The 16,230-nt window shown below is 59.2% G+C and carries 17 protein-coding genes; 5 read left to right on the top strand and 12 right to left on the bottom strand.

Annotated elements, in window-relative coordinates:
- Positions 1–9: 9 nt before the first annotated feature.
- Together C7436_RS13800 and C7436_RS13795 are read right to left on the bottom strand one after the other, a co-directional pair.
- Entirely contained in the window at positions 10–693 is a 684-nt protein-coding gene (locus C7436_RS13800; protein ID WP_121208178.1) for a cytochrome b/b6 domain-containing protein, read from the bottom strand.
- 100 nt (positions 694–793) lie between these two features.
- Positions 794–1,564 (bottom strand): substrate-binding periplasmic protein, encoded by a 771-nt coding sequence (locus C7436_RS13795; protein WP_023007752.1) that lies wholly within the window; start codon positions 1,562–1,564, stop codon positions 794–796.
- A gap of 181 nt (positions 1,565–1,745) precedes the next feature.
- On the opposite strand from C7436_RS13795, the gene C7436_RS13790 reads away from it, so the two are divergent.
- On the top strand, positions 1,746–2,429 hold the full coding sequence (locus C7436_RS13790) for a type 1 glutamine amidotransferase domain-containing protein (RefSeq protein WP_121208177.1): 684 nt from the start codon (positions 1,746–1,748) through the stop codon (positions 2,427–2,429).
- A gap of 34 nt (positions 2,430–2,463) precedes the next feature.
- Here the strand turns inward: C7436_RS13790 and C7436_RS13785 are convergent, their stop codons facing one another.
- From C7436_RS13785 to C7436_RS13745, 9 genes are all read right to left on the bottom strand, one after another.
- Positions 2,464–3,630 carry a benzoate/H(+) symporter BenE family transporter gene (locus tag C7436_RS13785; protein WP_121208176.1) on the bottom strand — a complete coding sequence of 389 codons (1,167 nt, stop codon included), beginning with the start codon at positions 3,628–3,630 and terminating at the stop codon, positions 2,464–2,466.
- Between the two features lie 129 nt (positions 3,631–3,759).
- A complete protein-coding gene (locus C7436_RS13780; protein ID WP_121208175.1) occupies positions 3,760–5,106 on the bottom strand; it encodes an MFS transporter in 1,347 nt (448 codons plus the stop codon).
- 51 nt (positions 5,107–5,157) lie between these two features.
- Positions 5,158–5,937 carry a benzoate diol dehydrogenase BenD gene (gene benD / locus C7436_RS13775; RefSeq protein WP_014420250.1) on the bottom strand — a complete coding sequence of 260 codons (780 nt, stop codon included), beginning with the start codon at positions 5,935–5,937 and terminating at the stop codon, positions 5,158–5,160.
- The gene (gene benC, locus C7436_RS13770) at positions 5,934–6,965 is read right to left on the bottom strand and encodes a benzoate 1,2-dioxygenase electron transfer component BenC (RefSeq protein WP_121208174.1); all 1,032 of its coding nucleotides are present in this window, start codon (positions 6,963–6,965) and stop codon (positions 5,934–5,936) included. The genes benD and benC overlap by 4 nt, the downstream gene beginning before the upstream one ends.
- A 20-nt stretch (positions 6,966–6,985) precedes the next feature.
- Positions 6,986–7,477 (bottom strand): benzoate 1,2-dioxygenase small subunit, encoded by a 492-nt coding sequence (benB, locus tag C7436_RS13765; protein ID WP_023007756.1) that lies wholly within the window; start codon positions 7,475–7,477, stop codon positions 6,986–6,988.
- Complete coding sequence (locus C7436_RS13760) at positions 7,474–8,847, bottom strand: Rieske 2Fe-2S domain-containing protein (RefSeq protein WP_121208173.1); 1,374 nt, start codon at positions 8,845–8,847, stop codon at positions 7,474–7,476. The genes benB and C7436_RS13760 overlap by 4 nt, the downstream gene beginning before the upstream one ends.
- A 118-nt stretch (positions 8,848–8,965) precedes the next feature.
- Positions 8,966–9,907 carry a catechol 1,2-dioxygenase gene (gene catA, locus C7436_RS13755; protein ID WP_121208172.1) on the bottom strand — a complete coding sequence of 314 codons (942 nt, stop codon included), beginning with the start codon at positions 9,905–9,907 and terminating at the stop codon, positions 8,966–8,968.
- Positions 9,908–9,975: 68 nt separating this feature from the next.
- Positions 9,976–10,266 (bottom strand): muconolactone Delta-isomerase, encoded by a 291-nt coding sequence (gene catC / locus C7436_RS13750; RefSeq protein ID WP_121208171.1) that lies wholly within the window; start codon positions 10,264–10,266, stop codon positions 9,976–9,978.
- Between the two features lie 33 nt (positions 10,267–10,299).
- The gene (locus C7436_RS13745; RefSeq protein ID WP_121208170.1) at positions 10,300–11,421 is read right to left on the bottom strand and encodes a muconate/chloromuconate family cycloisomerase; all 1,122 of its coding nucleotides are present in this window, start codon (positions 11,419–11,421) and stop codon (positions 10,300–10,302) included.
- Between the two features lie 106 nt (positions 11,422–11,527).
- Between C7436_RS13745 and C7436_RS13740 the strand changes: the two genes are divergently transcribed.
- Positions 11,528–12,430 carry a LysR family transcriptional regulator gene (locus C7436_RS13740; protein WP_121208169.1) on the top strand — a complete coding sequence of 301 codons (903 nt, stop codon included), beginning with the start codon at positions 11,528–11,530 and terminating at the stop codon, positions 12,428–12,430.
- Here the strand turns inward: C7436_RS13740 and C7436_RS13735 are convergent, their stop codons facing one another.
- A complete protein-coding gene (locus C7436_RS13735) occupies positions 12,431–13,210 on the bottom strand; it encodes an IclR family transcriptional regulator domain-containing protein (protein WP_023007760.1) in 780 nt (259 codons plus the stop codon).
- Positions 13,211–13,406: 196 nt separating this feature from the next.
- On the opposite strand from C7436_RS13735, the gene C7436_RS13730 reads away from it, so the two are divergent.
- Genes C7436_RS13730 through pcaF form a run of 3 tightly spaced genes read left to right on the top strand, consistent with a single transcriptional unit; the run spans position 13,407 to position 16,221 of the window.
- Complete coding sequence (locus tag C7436_RS13730) at positions 13,407–14,222, top strand: CoA transferase subunit A (protein ID WP_121208168.1); 816 nt, start codon at positions 13,407–13,409, stop codon at positions 14,220–14,222.
- Positions 14,222–15,010 (top strand): CoA-transferase subunit beta, encoded by a 789-nt coding sequence (locus C7436_RS13725; RefSeq protein WP_023007762.1) that lies wholly within the window; start codon positions 14,222–14,224, stop codon positions 15,008–15,010. Before C7436_RS13730 ends, C7436_RS13725 begins: the two co-directional genes overlap by 1 nt.
- A gap of 8 nt (positions 15,011–15,018) precedes the next feature.
- The gene (gene pcaF / locus C7436_RS13720) at positions 15,019–16,221 is read left to right on the top strand and encodes a 3-oxoadipyl-CoA thiolase (RefSeq protein WP_121208167.1); all 1,203 of its coding nucleotides are present in this window, start codon (positions 15,019–15,021) and stop codon (positions 16,219–16,221) included.
- Positions 16,222–16,230: the final 9 nt, after the last annotated feature.

The following is a 16,230-nucleotide window of genomic DNA, read 5'->3' as shown; positions in this document are numbered from 1 at the left end:
CCAAGGGGCTTACCAACCCAGATTCTGGGGCGGTGGCGGCGGTGGCGGAATCAGTCCGCCACTCGCCGCCCAGACCACAGTAACGGCAATCGCCAGTGCAATGATCATTGCCAGCCAGCCACCGCCGCTGGCGTCTTTCAGCTCTGAGCTCTGAACCTGCTTTCGGCCAGTCACCATCGGCTTTACCAGATTATCCTTACGCACGTGGGTGTAAAACAGCACCGCCAGGACATGAAGGGCAACCACGGCGTACAGCCCCCATTCCATGAGACGGTGCCAGCTGCTCAGGGTATCGCTCCAGCCCGACGACACCAGCCGGTAGAGTGGGCCGTTAAAGGCAATTTCATCATTGGAAAATAAACCGGTAACAGCCTGAAAACCGAACAGTCCCAGTAACAACAGCACCGACCAGGCACCAAGGGGATTGTGGCCTGCGCCCTGCCACTGGCCCCTAAGATAACGGATCATCGCCCCTGGCCCCGATATAAACTGACTGAAGCGCGCGTAAGTGGAGCCCACCAGCCCCCAGACCACCCGGAACGCCAGCAAGCCAACAACCGCCAGTCCAAAACGCTCATGCCAGGCCATCCAGCCAGCGCCCAGTTTGACCGTCACCACTGCCCCAACCACAGCAATTACCAGCAACCAGTGGAACAGCCGGGTGGGGAGATCCCACAATCGAATCGTCTTCATACCAGTTCCTTTGCCAAAACCTGTCAAACGATCACAGACAAAGGTAAGCACCCTAAGTTCCTTTTAGCAGGGGAGCATCGGTATAAACCATGGAAATCGATCAATAGGCTTTTTGTTCCTGGTACTTCAGCACAAGGTCTTCCCGAATCCCCTCGCGTTCAATCAATTTCAGTGCTGCCCTTATATCTTCTGCATACCGGCGGGCAGGAGACTGGTTCGAAACCGCAATCCAGGAGCGGTCACCCGGCACGAAGAACGGTGAAATGTTCGCTTCTATCCCCTGGGCTCTCAGCGTATACAAACCAACCAGCTCGGGGGCCACCACGACATCAACCCGCCCTCTTTGAAGCATCATCATCAGGTTTTCGTAGTGGGCCGCAGACTCTTTATGCAGAGCCTGATCGTTGTCAAACCGGGTAAAGTAACGGGCGCCCTCCAGAATACCGATGACTTTTCCCGGCAGATCGCTGTATCGCTCAATACGGTTACTCTCGCTCACGTAGAAAAACAGACGCCGCTCCGGCGGAAAAGCCGGAGCCACGAAGGTCATGAATTCTTCCCGTTCTTCGGTACGCAGCGGCCCCAGCATGACATCCACCTCACCCCTGCGCATCAGCAGCAAGATGCGCCGGAATGGCGCCTCCCGGTACTGCACACGCCAGCCTAGCCGGTCGGCAATTTCCTCGAATAGCTCAAGATAAAGACCGGATTTTTGCGACGGCTCGAGAATACGGTAGGGCGGCGAGTGGTCAACGCCAACGGTCACCGTCAGTGGCTCTACTGTTTCAGTGCCCTGTTGTGAAAGAACACCAGGCGCCCAAAGCAGCATCAGAATGCCGGCAAGCACGCCTTTCAAGGCAATCCACCTCATATAAATCCGTCCTGGTCCATGACGTTACATGTGCGATAACTACCCTCGCAGTATAGCCGTTAATGAGCATCCAATATGCCAGTGCCAACGTACTGACGGTTGAAAACCTAGCGATCATCACAATTTGATGTAGTGAGACGAACGAAATACACCCGGACTCCCGACAGGAGGGTCGACTGGTATGAAGATTCTGATGGTACTAACCTCCCACGACCAGATGGGCGACACCGGCCATAAAACCGGTTTCTGGCTGGAAGAATTCACTGCGCCGTTCTACGTATTCAAAGACGCAGGCGCCGACATCACCCTCGCATCCCCTAAAGGCGGCCAGCCACCGGTTGACCCGAACAGCGAGGCTGAAGATGCACTGACCGAGTCCACCCGGCGGTTCAGTGAAGACACCCATGCCCGGGAAATGCTGGCCAGCACCAGAAAACTGGCCGACGTGGACATGAATCAGTACGACGCCATCTTCTACCCCGGTGGCCATGGCCCGCTGTGGGATCTGGCCGAGGACGACAAGTCGATAGCCCTGATCAAAACCGCTTACGAGCAGGACAAGGTGATCGGCGCCGTATGCCATGCTCCTGCCGTGTTCAAGAATGTGTTCATAAAACCGGACCAGAACATCGTGGGCGGCCGTGAAGTCACCGGTTTCAGCAATACCGAAGAAGATGCTGTGCAGCTCACCAATATTGTGCCCTTCCTGCTGGAAGACATGCTCAAGCAGAACAACGCCCGTTACAGCCGGGGCGATGACTGGGCACCGCACATTGTGGTGGACGGCAAGCTGATTACCGGCCAGAACCCGGCGTCTTCCGAAGGCGCTGCCAAGGCTGTGCTGCAGGCCCTTCAGCAAAACTGACGTCCCGATTGGGCTGGCGCCTGCCAGCCCAATTCTATTTCCCGCCGTTGAGCACCCGGTAACAACCGTAACCGATCACCACCCCCCAGAACGCCGACGACAATCCGAACAGCGATAATCCGGACGCGGTCACCAGAAAGGTGATCAGCGACGCCTCCCGGTGACTGACCTCCTCCAGTGCGGCAAACAGGTTATTGGCAATAGCCCCCAGCAATGCCAGGCCTGCCAGCACCGCCACAAAGGCCGAAGGCAATGAAGTAAACAAGGCGACAATGGTGCCGGCAAACAGTGCTCCCACCAGATAGAACACGCCATTAAATACCCCGGCCACATAACGCTTGTCCGGGTTTTCATGAGCATCCTCGCCCGTGCAGATCGCGGCCGTAATGGCCGCCACCACCGTGGTAATGCCGCCGAACAGCGCCATGGGCAGGGACACAAGGCTGGCCACCGCAATCACCGGCTTGGCTTTCACCCGATAGCCGGCGCCCCGGAGAATGGCCATGCCGGGAAGGAACTGGCCCGTCAGGCTCACCAGCACCAGGGGAATGGCCAGGCTGAGGGTCGCGCCAAAGCTCCATTCCGGTGTGATGAGTCTGGGCACCGCCAGGTTCAGGCTTACACCGGCCAGGGAGGCATCCTCCAGCACTACCGCCAGGATGATCCCGGCCATCAGCAAAAGCACCAAAGTGTATTTCGGTGTAAAGCGACGAAACACCACATAGGCAACCAGCATGCCGATGGCCAGGGCCGGCGTGGTTTCAATGGCAGCAAAGGCGCCCAGACCAAACTGAAACAGGATGCCCGCCATCATACCCGCCGCCACCCCTTTGGGAATGACGCGCACAAACGCATCGAAGGTGCCGGAAACACCAATGACAAAGATAATCAGCGCGGCGGTGATGTACGCCCCCACGGCTTCGTTAAGCGAAAGCTCCGGAAACAGCACCACCAGCAGCGCCGTACCCGGCGCCGACCAGGCCGTGACTATAGGTGCTTTGAGCCATATCGACAGGAAAATTCCCGAAACCGCCGCTCCCATGGAGATGGCCCAGACCCAGGAGGTCATCATCTCCGGCGACACATTCGCTGCCGCTCCGGCCTGGAAGAAAATCGCCAAAGGCCCGGCATAGGACACCAGCACCGCCAGAAATCCTGCGGCAACCGCAGACACAGACAAGTCCCGAAACAACTGGGGCATGTTCAGCTCCTTGTTATTGAGTTCTGTTTGAGCTGTGTAACAGCAAAAAAGCCCCGGTCACGATCGTGCCGGGGCAAAGAGGGGTCCGAATGACTGACTGTCCCTCAAGGTCACCTCAACGCTGATTCATCAGTTACTGGTTGCCAGGCTCACCTCTGCGTTCTCACGGTCCCGCGCCGGGCCAAATTGCCGGCCCACCAGGGCAATAGCGGCGGTGGCAATGGCGCCGGGAATCGCCAGGGCCAGGAAATTCATATGGTGCGGCAAGGCCAGAGCCAGCAGCGTACCGCCAATCATGGGCCCGACAATGGCGCCATTACGGCCAATGCCCGATGCCCAGCCCAGACCGGTGGAGCGGATACTGGTGGGGTAGTACTGGGCCACATAGGCGTAGAGCAGGATCTGCGAGCCAATGGTGGTGGCACCGGCCACGCCCATCAGGGTATACAGAAACCACATCGGACTTTCATAGCCGAGCATGACCAGCGACATCGAGGCCAGAATAAAGAAGCTGACCAGCACCGTGCGCAGGGACAATCGATCTGCCAGCCAGCCGCCGCCCACAGCGCCGAAGATCGCACCGATGTTCAACACCATCAGGAACATCAGGCTGGAGCTCAGCTCATAGCCGGCCAGAGACATCAGCTTTGGCAACCAGGAGCCCAGAGCATAGACCATCAGCAGGCAGCAGAAGAAGGCAATCCAGAACATTACGGTGCTGAAGGCACGACCGCCCCGGAACAATTCCAGAACCGGCGCCTTGCTCTCGGTCGTAGCCGGCACGGTCAGGGTATCCATTTCGCTGATGTCGTGTACCGGTGCCACTTTCTGCAGGATGCTGCGAGCCTCCCCTTCACGCTTCTGTGCCATCAGAAAAGCCACGGATTCCGGCAGGAACTTCATCATCAGCGGCAACAGCAGCAGGGGCACCGCAGCGAGATAGAACATGATTTCCCAGCCAAAATTCGGCACGATCCAGATGCCCAGACCCGCTGACATCATGCCACCGACGGCATAACCGGAAAACATCAGTGCCACCAGGGTACTACGGCTCTTTTTAGGCGAGTACTCGCTCATCAGCGAGACCACATTGGGCATCACCCCGCCAATACCCAAACCGGCGATAAAGCGTAGAATACCGAACTGCCAGGGCGTGGTGGCGAAGCCGTTAATGACGGTGGTGAGACTGAACAGCACCACACACATCAGGATGGTTTTCTTGCGCCCGAGCCGATCAGAGAGCATGCCAAAGCCCATGGCTCCGAACATCATGCCAAACAGGGCACTGCTGCCCAGCAGCCCGGCCACATAGGGGTTCAGGTTCCACTGTTCCATCAGTAGTGGCAGTACCACGCCGTAGATCACCAGGTCATAGCCATCAAAAATGATGATCAGGGTGCACCAGAACAACACCTTCCAGTGGAATCTGGTAAAGGTGGCGTTATCGATAACGTCGTTGACGTCTATATTTCTCATGGGTCTGTCACTCCATATCTTGTTTTTGTCGGAGGTTGGGTTGAATGCCCGTCAGCCGCAGTCGCCCCCGGCCACGGGCAGGATGGTTCCGGTGATATAGTTGGCAGCATCGGATGCCAGGAACAGGATCGGCTGCGCCTGCTCATCCAGGGTGCCGTAGCGGTGCATGAAGCTGCTGGCATTGGTCTGGTCAATCAGGGTCTGATACCAGACTTTTTCCTGTTCGCCCTGCGCCTCGGTGTTCCGTGGCGTCAGCCGGGGAGGTGCTTCGGTGCCACCCGGCGCGGTGGCGTTCACCCGGATGCCGTGCTCGGCATACTCAAACGCCAGGTTCACAGTCATGGCGTTCACCCCACCCTTGGCGGCGCCGTAGGGCACCCGCATCAGACCACGGGTGGCCACCGATGACACGTTCACGATGGCACCCCCTTTCTGCTCCACCATGTAGGGCAGAACGGCGCGGCAGCACCACAGGGTCGGGAACAACGAACGCTGGATTTCCTTCTGAATCTGCTCCGGCTGGTAATGCTCGAAGGGCTGAGCCCAAATGGTGCCACCGACGTTGTTGATCAGGATGTCGATGCGGCCATACTGCTCGTGGGCTTGGGCCATCACCCTTTCTGCGCCTTCCCAGGTTTCCAGGTTGGCCTGCACGGCCAGGGCTTCAACGCCCTGGTCGCGCAGCTCGCCAGCAACGCCCTGCACGTAGTCCGCGATGTCCACCAGTACAAGACGGGCACCTTCGTCGGCGGCCAGTTCGGCCACCCGCCGGCCAATGCCCTGGGCGGCCCCCGTCACTACCATCACCTTGTCGGTGAAGCGCGGGGTCATGCCACTTTCTCCTCAACGGCCGATACGCTGGGGGTGAACTTCTCGTAGTGGAACGAGTTGGGCTCAATTCCCTGTTCCCGGAAATAACCCAGCACCGCATCGACCATCGGAGGTGGCCCACACAGGTAAACGTCCACATCACTATCGTTGATGGGGGCGTCTTCCATGTGGTTGGTCACATAACCCTTGCGTGGGTGCATGCTTTCGTCGCTGACCACCACGGTCTTGAAGGTGAAGTTGTCTATGGCTTCGGCAAATGCTTCCAAAGCTGCCAGTCCCACCAGGTCATCGTCGTTGGTGACGCCGTAGATCATGTGAGTGGGCTGCTCGCAGCCCTTTTCCTTCAGGCTTTCGAGCATGGCCAGGAACGGCGCCAGGCCGGTACCACCGGCCAGCATCAGCACCGGGCGCTGCACCGGGCGCAGGTAAAACACGCCCATGGGGCCGGTCAGGGTGACCTTGTCACCAGTCTTGGCCTTGCCTACCAGCCAGGAGCTCATCAGGCCCCCAGGCACGTTGCGGATCAGGAAGCTCAGTTCGCGGCTGCTGGGGCGGGAGCTGAACGAGTAGGCGCGGGTTTCCTCGGTACCCGGCACCTGAATGTTCACATACTGGCCCGGCAGGAAGCCGATATCCGCATCTGCGGTGATCTTCAGCTCGATGGCGGTCGGGGAAATCAGGTTGACCTCGCCCACAGTACCGGTCACGGACTCGTTACCGGCCTTGCTGCACAGCGATGCAGCGGCCGGAATTTCCACCACACAGTCGCTGGAGGGCACCATCTGACAGGTCAGCACCATGCCCTGCTCGGCTTCCTCGTCAGACAGCGCCTCGTCGATGTACTCGTCACCCATATCGAACTCGCCCTGGTGGCAGGAACCCTTGCAGGTTCCGCAGACACCGTCGGAACAGTCCATGGGCAGGTTGATCTGGGCCCGGTAGGCGGCGTCGAGTACGGTTTCACCTTCGTTGCAGGTGATCACACGGGTAACGCCGTCTTCAAAATTAAGCGCGATGTTGTAACTCATGATGATGCTCTCCCCATCAATTACAGGTGATAGATATCAATCACCTGATTGATGTAGTCGTTTTTCAGGACCACTTTCTTCCCAGTGATCAGCGGCTGTTCGCCACTGCAGTCGAGGGTGTAGAAAGACACGCCGAAGAAGCTCTGGGTTTTGTGGTAGCGGTGGCTGTTGGTCTGCCAGTTGAACCGGATTTTCACGGTGTCGCCGTCCCGCTCCAGGATTTCGAGGTTGCTGGTCAGGTGCACGGTGCGCGGTTCCGGAATGGAACTGGCGCCGGAACGCTCGGTTTTCAGTCGGTAGACGCGATCTTCCAGGCCGTTACGGTTCGGGTAGTAGATCAGCGAGATCTCAGCCTGCGGGTCCTCGGTCAACTCGTCGTTGTCGTCCCAGGCCGGCATCCAGTAGGTGGCATCTTCGTGGTAGCACTTCAGCCACTCATCCCACTGGCGGTCATCCAGCAAACGGGCTTCCCGGTAGATAAAGGCCTGGATCTGCTCGTATGACATGCTCATGCGGAAGCCTCCTCTGACAGCGAAATAAAGCGTGCGCGCTCGGTTTCAATGGCCTTGGTCATCTCCTCCACCCAGTGCTGGTGATGGGTGACGTAAAGACCTTCGTCTTCCGGTTTGGCGCCACTGAGAATCGGCTTCATATCGATGCGCCTGGCCCAGTCGTCGGCACCTTCTATCCAGTGCTGTGCACCACGGCTCATGTCATTCCACTTCACCCCCTTGGCGTAGTAACCCTCCTGACAGCCCCGGAATTCTTCCAGGTCGTCCGGGGTGCCCATGCCGGAGACGTTGAAGAAGTCTTCGTACTGGCGAATGCGCTTGGCACGGTTCTCGGCAGATTCACCCTTGGGCGCCCAGCAGTAGATGGTGATCTCGGTCTTGTTAACGTCGATCGGGCGCAGTACCCGGATCTGGGTGGAGAACTGGTCCATCACGTACACGTTCGGGTACAGGCACAGGTTTTTGGTGGTGCGCACGATAAAGTCAGCCTTCGCCTCACCCACTTCCTGTTCGAGGCGCTCCAGCTGGTTGTAGACCGGGCGTACTTCCGGATTGGTCAGGCGGGTCCACAGCATCATGTGGCCGTTGTCGAAGGAGTAGAAGCCGCCTTCGTTAGACCAGCTCTTGGCGTCCACCGCCTCGGTGCCACCCTTCTCATAGTTGCGCTGGCCCATGGTAGACAGGTAATTCCAGTGCACAGTGCTGACGTGGTAACCGTCGGCGCCGTTTTCGGCAGTCAGCTTCCAGTTACCCTCGTAGGTGTAGGTAGACGCGCCGCGCAGAATCTCCAGGCCTTCCGGCGCCTGGTCGACGATGGCATCCAGCACCTTGGTGGTTTCGCCCAGATACTCTTCCAGCGGCAGCACGTCGGCATTCAGGCTGCCAAACAGGAAGCCGCGATAGTTTTCAAACTTCGGCAGCTGTTTCAGGTCGTGGGAGCCGTCCACGTTGAAGCTGTCCGGGTAACCACCTTTCTTCTGATCCTTGGCCTTCAGCAGCTTGCCGTCGTTCTTGAAGGTCCAGCCGTGGAACGGGCAGGTGAAGGAGGTCTTGTTGCCGCGCTTTTTGCGGCACAGGGTGGCACCGCGGTGGGTACAGGTGTTCAGAATCGCCTTGAGCTCGCCATCCTTGGTCCGGGTGATGATCACCGGCTGACGACCCACCGTGGTGGTGTAGTAGTCGCCCGGATTCTCAATCTGGCTTTCATGAGCCAGGAAAATCCAGTTGCCTTCGAAGATGTGTTTCATCTCCAGCTCAAACAGCTCCTCGTCGGTGAAGATGCTGCGATCACAGCGGTAGTGGCCGGTGGTCGGGTCGGCTTCTACCGCCCCACGGATCTGCTTTTCAAGTCTGTCGAGTTGGCGAGTCATGTTCGTCACTCCCTCTTGTTGTTGTGACTACCGTTTTTTCGGGCGCGAGGGGCCCCGGTGCCGGCCCGCATGTACGGGCCGGTCGGATCACAAAACGTGTCAATTAAAGGTTGATGGCTTAAGCGGCTTCGCCTTCCAGCGCACGCTTGCGCTCGTGGCGGCTCTGCAGCTCTGGCTTGTCGGTGGAGACCAGCTGGATGTTGAATTCCACTTTGGTGAACGGTTTGTTCAGGCCATACCCCTCGGCCTGCGCCGGGTCGTCAATGCGGTTGGCTTCGACTACCAGCTCTTCGCGGGTTGCGAAGGCAAAGTCGTCGTAGGTGTACTCGTCACCCGCCAGGTTGATCTGGGTGGTCAGGTGCTTGAAGCCGGACTTGGAGATAAAGAAGTGGATATGGGCCGGGCGGTTGCCATGGCGACCAAGCAGGTTCAGCAGCGCCTGGGTGGAACCTTCGGGCGGGCAGCCGTAGCCAGCCGGGATGATGGACTGCGCGGTGTAACGGCCGTTTTCATCGGTGCGAATACGGCGGCGCAGGTTGTACTCGCTCTGGGACTGATCAAAGTAGGAGTAGTTGCCCATGGTATTCGCGTGCCAGACATCCACCACCGCGTTGACCAGCGGATTACCATTCTCTTCCGTCACCTGGCCGGTCAGGATCATGGTCTCTGCGTTTTCATCCGAGCCGTCGTCCATGCGGGCAAAACCTTCGCTCATGGGCGCACCGGCCACGTACAGCGGGCCTTCGATGGTGCGCGGCGTGCCGCCCGCCAGGCCGGCCTGCTCGTCTTCGGCATCCATGCGGATGTCCAGGTATTTGTCCATACCCAGGCCCGGGGCCAGCAGGGCCGCCTCGCCGTTCTTACCCAGGTCGCCAACGTAATACACAGCCTGCCAGAACTCTTCCGGAGTCACATCGAAGTCTTCAATCAGCTGGAAAACATCGTGCATGAAACGGTGAACAATCTTCTTCACCCGCTCATCTCCACCGTCCTGGTTGAAGCCGGCGACTTTCTCCAGCAGGTCCTTCACATCGGCTGTTTGCATGGTTTTAACGGTCATGGTGGTTCTCCTCAGTATTATTCTTGTTGCTCAAATCAGGTCATCAGATGGCAACGGTGTGTTTGCGTTCAGCGATCATCCTCATGGATCGACGACGGGTGCCGGCACAGGGGCGCGACGGTGATGTCCATATAGGGGAACAAAGGCAGGTTGCTGACCAGGTCCTGCAGCTCGGCGTTGTCGGCCACATCAAAAATGCTGACGTTGGCGTAGCTGCCAGCTACCCGCCACAGGTGACGCCACTTGCCCTGCTGCTGCAGGTCCTGGGCGTAGGCTTTTTCCCGGGCCTTGATGTCTGCCGCCACGTCGGCGGGCATGTCGTGAGGGATATTCACCTTCATCTCGACTTTGAACAGCATGTGCATTCCTCCGTTTACTGAATCTTTGTCGGCTCAGGCCTTGCGGCGATACCGGGCCAGCTTGTCTTCATCGATTTCGATGCCGAGGCCCGGGCCCTGCGGCAGGTCAACGCCGTTGTTATGGAAATGCAGCGGCTTGGCCACGATGTCGTCTTTCATCAACAGCGGGCCGAACATCTCGGTACCCCAGTGCAGGGTTTCCAGGGTCGACCAGGCATGCAGAGAAGCAGCGGTGCCGATGGTGCCTTCCAGCAGGGTGCCGCCGTACAGACCAATGCCGGCAGCCTGGGCCACCGCGGCCTGTTTCAGTGCCTGTACCGGTCCACCGGCCTTGGCGATTTTCATGGCCACGGCACCGGAGAAACCGGCAGCGGCCAGGTTGTAAAGATCTTTGGCATCGGCCACGGCCTCGTCGGCCAGAATGGGCAGATGGAATTTCTCAGACAGACGCACCAGCGCGGCGTGATCCTTCATCGGCGTTGGCTGCTCTACCAGGTCGATACCAGCCGACTGCAATTCGGCCATGCCTTTGGCCGCAGTCGCTTCGTCCCAGGCCTGGTTGACATCCACACGGACACTGGCGCTGTCACCCACGGCTTCTTTAATAGCCGCCACATGACGCACATCGTCCATCACCGGACGGGCACCGATCTTGAGCTTGAAGTCACAGTGACGACGAGTTTCGATCAGCCCCAGGGCTTCTTCGATGTCTTTTCGGGTATCACCGCTGGCCAGGGTCCAGAGCACCGGAACATGCTGATGCAGGGCCCCGCCGAGCAGGTCTGAGACCGGGCGATTCAATCGCTTGCCCTGCAGGTCCAGCAGCGCGGTCTCGATGGCTGACTTGGCCAGGTTGTTACCGCGGGTCGAGCGGTCTAACATTACCCTCAGGGTATTGATGTTGCCGGCAGGCTGGTTAATCAGTTGCGGTTTGAAATAGGTTTCAATCGTAAGCTTTACGCTTTCGGGGCTTTCCGGGCCGTAGGCCAGACCACCGATGGTGGTCGCCTCACCGAGACCTTCCAGGCCATCAGAATCCCTCACCCGCACAATCACCATGGTCTGAACCCCCATGGTTGTCATGGATAGCTTGTGCGGGCGGATGGTCGGGATATCGACCAGGATCGCTTCGATGGACTGAATGGTGGCTGACATGGCTGCTCCGAATCGCTAGGTAAAAATCCTGTGATTCGAACACTACGAAGTTTCACCAGCGTGAACCAATATTGATTAAGTAATAACCGATACCCTGGAGGTATGGATGGAGCTGAGACACTTGCGCTACTTCGTCGCAGTGGCCGAAGCCGGCAACCTGACCCGTGCTGCCGAAAAACTGTTTATTGCCCAGCCGCCCCTGACCCGGGCCATCAAGCAGCTGGAAGAAGAAGTGGGCGTGGAATTGTTCATTCGCAAACCCCGCGGGCTGGAGCTGACCACCGGGGGTGAATACTTTCTGGAACAGGCCAAGCAGGTGCTGGACAAGGTTAACGCCACCATCGACGACACCCGCAGGATTGCGCGCCATCGGAAAACCCTGTTTTCGATTGGCTTCGTGCCCTCAGCCTTTTACGGCCAGCTGCCGCTAATGGTGCGACGGCTGCGGCAGAACAAGAATCTGGAAATCGTGCTGCACGAGCTGAAAACCCGGGAACAGGTTGAAGCCTTGAAAGCGGGCAAGATCGATATCGGCTTTGGCCGTCTGAACATTCAGGACCCGGACGTCGAGCAGGAACTTCTCTTCGACGAACCGATGATTGCAGCGGTGCCAGCCAACCATCCGCTTACTCGGCATCCACCTTCAATGAAAGAGCTCTCAGAGGTTCCTATGATCACCTTTCCAGCGGGTGCCGGGCCGAACTTTTCAGACATTACCCAGGGCCTGTTTCACCGCCGCGGCCTCAGGGTGAATGTGATACAACAGGTCAATGATGTTCAGACGGCGCTGTCGCTGGTGGCCTCTGACATGGGCTTCACCCTGGTGCCAGAGCAGGTGCGCCGTCTGCAACGGGAAGGTGTGGATTACATGCCGCTGGAAGACGACAATATCACCACGCCGGTGATCGCTTCCCGTCGGCGCGGCGAGAACCCGAATGCGGTCATGCGCCTGACCAACACCATACTGGCAGAACTGGTTGAGAACCGGCTGACCGGCCGTTACCCGTAATCAGCGAGCCGTCTGCCGAACCTTGTCGGCCACCAACTGCAGCCTGGGCAAATAGGTATTGAGCAGGGTATCCATATCGACACGGGCCGCGTTGGTACTGATATTCAACGCACCCAACAGTTCTCCGCTGGCGGTAAACACAGGCACCGCCACCGATCTCAGGCCCAGATCCAGTTCCTGATCCACAATGGCATAGCCCTGCTCGCGCACCTTGCTGATTTCTTCACGCAAAGCGTTCCTGTCCGTCAGCGACGACGAGGTGTAGCGTTCAAGCCTGATCCGTTCAAGACAGGCTTCAAGCTCCGGTTCCGGTAACTGCGCCAGCAATACCCGCCCCATCGAGGTATAAGCCGCTGGCAGTCGGGTACCCACCGACAGTGTAATCGCCATCAGCCGGTGGCGCGCGGCCGAACGCACGACATACACCACCTCATCGCCATCCAGCACCGCCAGCGAAGACGACTCTCCCAGCTCCGCCGTGATGTCTTCCAGGTACTGCTGGATCACCGCCCGGTACTGATTGGAGGCCTGATAGGCATAACCCAGCTGCAGTACCCGGGGCGTCAACTCGAACTGCCGGCCGCTACGCTTCACAAATCCCAGAGCGTGGAGGGTCAGCAAAAACCGTCTGGCCTTGGCGCGATCCATATCCGTACGCGCCGCCACTTCGCTCAGGGTCATTCTGGGGTGGTCGGCGTCAAATGCCTGCAGCACCTCCAACCCCGAGGCCAGCGCTCCAACATAATCCCGGTCCCCCGGCTTCAGTATCGATTCGTCCATTCCGGCTCCTTCGCCCTGCAAAGCTCGATATCCGAGCATGGTAACAGCTGGTTCGCACTCCGAACATCCGTGCATTTTTGCCAACTGGTGAAAATTTGTACTTGACGACCCAAAACCAATCGCGCCATTATGTTCGCATATTAAACTTATGTTCGTGTTACGAACTAATCACAGAAGTGATACAGGAGGCACTGCGATGGCCGAGTTTCTTCCCCTCAAGGAAGCGGTGAGCAAATACATCAACAACGGTGACACCGTGGCGATGGAAGGCTTCACTCACCTGATCCCGTTTGCTGCGGGCCACGAAATCATCCGTCAGGAAAAGCGCGATCTGACTCTGATCCGCATGACCCCGGACCTGGTTTACGACCAGATGATCGGCGCCGGCTGCGCGAAAAAGCTGATTTTTTCCTGGGGCGGCAACCCCGGCGTGGGTTCCCTGCATCGACTGCGTGACGCGGTGGAAAAAGGCTGGCCTAACAAGCTGGAGATCCTGGAGCACAGCCACGCCGCCATGGCCAACGCCTATGAAGCCGGAGCGGCCGGCCTGCCGCTGGCCGTCTTGCGCGGCTATGTGGGGAGCGACCTGCCCAAAGTGAATGACCAGATCAAGTTCATCGAATGCCCGTTCACCGGAGAGCGCCTGGCAGCGATACCCTCCATTCGCCCGGATGTAGCGGTAATCCACGCCCAGCGGGCTGATCGCAAGGGCAACGTGCTGATTGAAGGCATTGTTGGCATTCAGAAAGAGGTCGTCCTGGCCGCCAGGCGCAGCATCGTCACCGTTGAGGAAATCGTGGACGACCTGGGCGCGTCGGTAAATGCCTGCGTGCTCCCGTCCTGGGCGATCACCGCCATTGCCGAGGCCCGCCAAGGCGCCAAGCCGTCCTATGCCCTGGGCTACTACGACCGTGACAACGCTTTCTACAAGGACTGGGACGGCATCGCCCGCGACCGCGAGACCTTCCAGGCCTGGCTGAAAGAGAACGTTTTCGAGAAAGGAGCTGCGTGATGAGCCTTGAATTTACCGCTTCCGAAATGATGAGCGTCACCGCTGCCCGGGCGCTGACCAACGACATGACCTGCTTTGTGGGTATCGGCCTGCCCAGCGAGGCCGCCAACCTGGCGCGCCTGACCCACGCCCCGGATGTCACATTGATCTACGAATCCGGCACCTTGCAGACCAAGCCGGACGTGCTGCCTTTATCCATCGGCGACGGCGAGCTGTGCGAATCAGCCCTGACCACCGTCTCCGTACCTGAAATGTTCCGCTACTGGCTGCAGGGCGGCCATATCAGCGTCGGCTTCCTGGGCACCGCACAGATCGACCGCTACGCCAACCTGAACACCACTCTGATCGGCGATTACCGTGAGCCCAGGATTCGCCTGCCCGGTGGCGGTGGCGCTCCGGAGATTGCTACTAACGCCAAGGAAGTGTTCATTACCGTGAAGCACTCCAGGCGCACCTTCGTGAAGGACGTGGACTTCGTGACCACCGTCGGCTTCGGCCGTGACGGCAAGGCCCGGGACAAGGTCCCGAACATCGGCCGCGGCCCCACCGTGGTGATCACCGACTTGTGCATCCTCAAGCCGGATCCGGAGACCAAGGAGCTGGTGGTCACCTCCCTGCACCCGAATGTGACCCGGGAAGACGTGATCGAGGCCACCGGCTGGGAAATCCGCTTCGCGGACCAGCTGGAAACCACCCCGGCACCAACTGCCGAAGAACTGGAAGTACTGCGAGACCTGAAAGCTCGCACCAATGCTCATCACGCTTCAACTCAATCTGGCCAACAGTAAGGTGCACCATGACTGACGTATTTCTTTGCCACCCCCGCCGTTCCGCCATCGGCCGCTTTGGCGGCACCCTGGCCAGCGTGCGCCCGGACGACCTGGCGGCGCATATCTTCAAGGCCGTGCTTGAGCAGGCTCCGGAACTGGACCCCGTCGCCATCGACGAAGTGATGATGGGCAGTGCCAACCAGGCCGGTGAAGATAACCGTAACGTCGCCCGCATGTCGGCGTTGCTGGCGGGCCTGCCCACCTCCGTACCCGGCACCACCCTGAACCGGCTGTGTGGTTCCGGCATGGACGCCGTGGGCACCGCCTTCCGCGCCATCCGCGCCGGTGAAATGAACCTGGTATTGGCCGGGGGCGTGGAGTCCATGTCCCGCGCCCCGTACGTGATGGGGAAGGCTGACAGCGCTTTCTCACGGAGCCAGAAAATCGAAGACACCACCATCGGCTGGCGCTTCGTGAACCCGCTGATGAAAAAACAGTACGGTGTGGACTCTATGCCGGAAACTGCGGAGAACGTTGCCGAACAGTACAACATCTCCCGCGAAGATCAGGACCTGTTCGCGTTCCGCTCCCAACAGAAGACCGCCCGGGCACAGCAGGAAGGCGTCTTTGCCGAAGAGATTGTGCCGGTATCTATTCCACGCCGAAAGCAAGACCCGCTGGTGTTTGACACCGACGAGCATCCCCGCGCCAGCACCCTTGAAAAGCTCGCCGCCTTGCCCGCGCCTTTCCGGGAGAACGGCAGTGTGACCGCCGGGAATGCCTCCGGCGTCAACGACGGCGCCGCCGCCATGCTGGTCGCCAGCGAAGCCGCGGTTAAGCAGCATGGCCTCAAGCCCATGGCCAAAATCCTTGGCATGGCCACGGCCGGTGTGGAACCACGCATCATGGGCATTGGCCCGGTACCGGCGGTTCAGAAGCTGCTGAATAAGCAGGGCATCAGCCTGGATGACATCGACGTGATCGAGCTCAACGAAGCTTTTGCCGCCCAGGGCCTGGCCGTGCTGCGTGAACTGGGTATTGCCGATGACGATCCCCGGGTAAACCCGAACGGCGGCGCCATCGCCCTTGGCCACCCGCTGGGCATGTCTGGCGCGCGCCTGCTGCAGACTGCGGCGCACCAGCTGCAGCGCACCGGTGGTCGCTATGCCCTGTGCACCATGTGTGTGGGTGTGGGTCAGGGTATTGCTACACTGATCGAACGGGTCTGACCGGGCCCG

This window comes from Marinobacter nauticus (genome assembly GCF_003634635.1).
In the GTDB taxonomy this organism is placed as follows: Bacteria; Pseudomonadota; Gammaproteobacteria; order Pseudomonadales; family Oleiphilaceae; genus Marinobacter; species Marinobacter nauticus.
Note: the sequence above shows the minus strand (reverse complement) of the source record. Positions and strands in the feature narration are given on the sequence as shown.

Bases quoted from the DNA above. Each gene is read 5' to 3' on its own strand.
- C7436_RS13800 (WP_121208178.1), bottom strand. From the start codon at position 693: ATGAAGACGATTCGATTGTGGGATCTCCCCACCCGGCTGTTCCACTGG.
- C7436_RS13795 (WP_023007752.1), bottom strand. From the start codon at position 1,564: ATGAGGTGGATTGCCTTGAAAGGCGTGCTTGCCGGCATTCTGATGCTG.
- C7436_RS13790 (WP_121208177.1), top strand. From the start codon at position 1,746: ATGAAGATTCTGATGGTACTAACCTCCCACGACCAGATGGGCGACACC.
- C7436_RS13785 (WP_121208176.1), bottom strand. From the start codon at position 3,630: ATGCCCCAGTTGTTTCGGGACTTGTCTGTGTCTGCGGTTGCCGCAGGA.
- C7436_RS13780 (WP_121208175.1), bottom strand. From the start codon at position 5,106: ATGAGAAATATAGACGTCAACGACGTTATCGATAACGCCACCTTTACC.
- benD (WP_014420250.1), bottom strand. From the start codon at position 5,937: ATGACCCCGCGCTTCACCGACAAGGTGATGGTAGTGACGGGGGCCGCC.
- benC (WP_121208174.1), bottom strand. From the start codon at position 6,965: ATGAGTTACAACATCGCGCTTAATTTTGAAGACGGCGTTACCCGTGTG.
- benB (WP_023007756.1), bottom strand. From the start codon at position 7,477: ATGAGCATGTCATACGAGCAGATCCAGGCCTTTATCTACCGGGAAGCC.
- C7436_RS13760 (WP_121208173.1), bottom strand. From the start codon at position 8,847: ATGACTCGCCAACTCGACAGACTTGAAAAGCAGATCCGTGGGGCGGTA.
- catA (WP_121208172.1), bottom strand. From the start codon at position 9,907: ATGACCGTTAAAACCATGCAAACAGCCGATGTGAAGGACCTGCTGGAG.
- catC (WP_121208171.1), bottom strand. From the start codon at position 10,266: ATGCTGTTCAAAGTCGAGATGAAGGTGAATATCCCTCACGACATGCCC.
- C7436_RS13745 (WP_121208170.1), bottom strand. From the start codon at position 11,421: ATGTCAGCCACCATTCAGTCCATCGAAGCGATCCTGGTCGATATCCCG.
- C7436_RS13740 (WP_121208169.1), top strand. From the start codon at position 11,528: ATGGAGCTGAGACACTTGCGCTACTTCGTCGCAGTGGCCGAAGCCGGC.
- C7436_RS13735 (WP_023007760.1), bottom strand. From the start codon at position 13,210: ATGGACGAATCGATACTGAAGCCGGGGGACCGGGATTATGTTGGAGCG.
- C7436_RS13730 (WP_121208168.1), top strand. From the start codon at position 13,407: ATGGCCGAGTTTCTTCCCCTCAAGGAAGCGGTGAGCAAATACATCAAC.
- C7436_RS13725 (WP_023007762.1), top strand. From the start codon at position 14,222: ATGAGCCTTGAATTTACCGCTTCCGAAATGATGAGCGTCACCGCTGCC.
- pcaF (WP_121208167.1), top strand. From the start codon at position 15,019: ATGACTGACGTATTTCTTTGCCACCCCCGCCGTTCCGCCATCGGCCGC.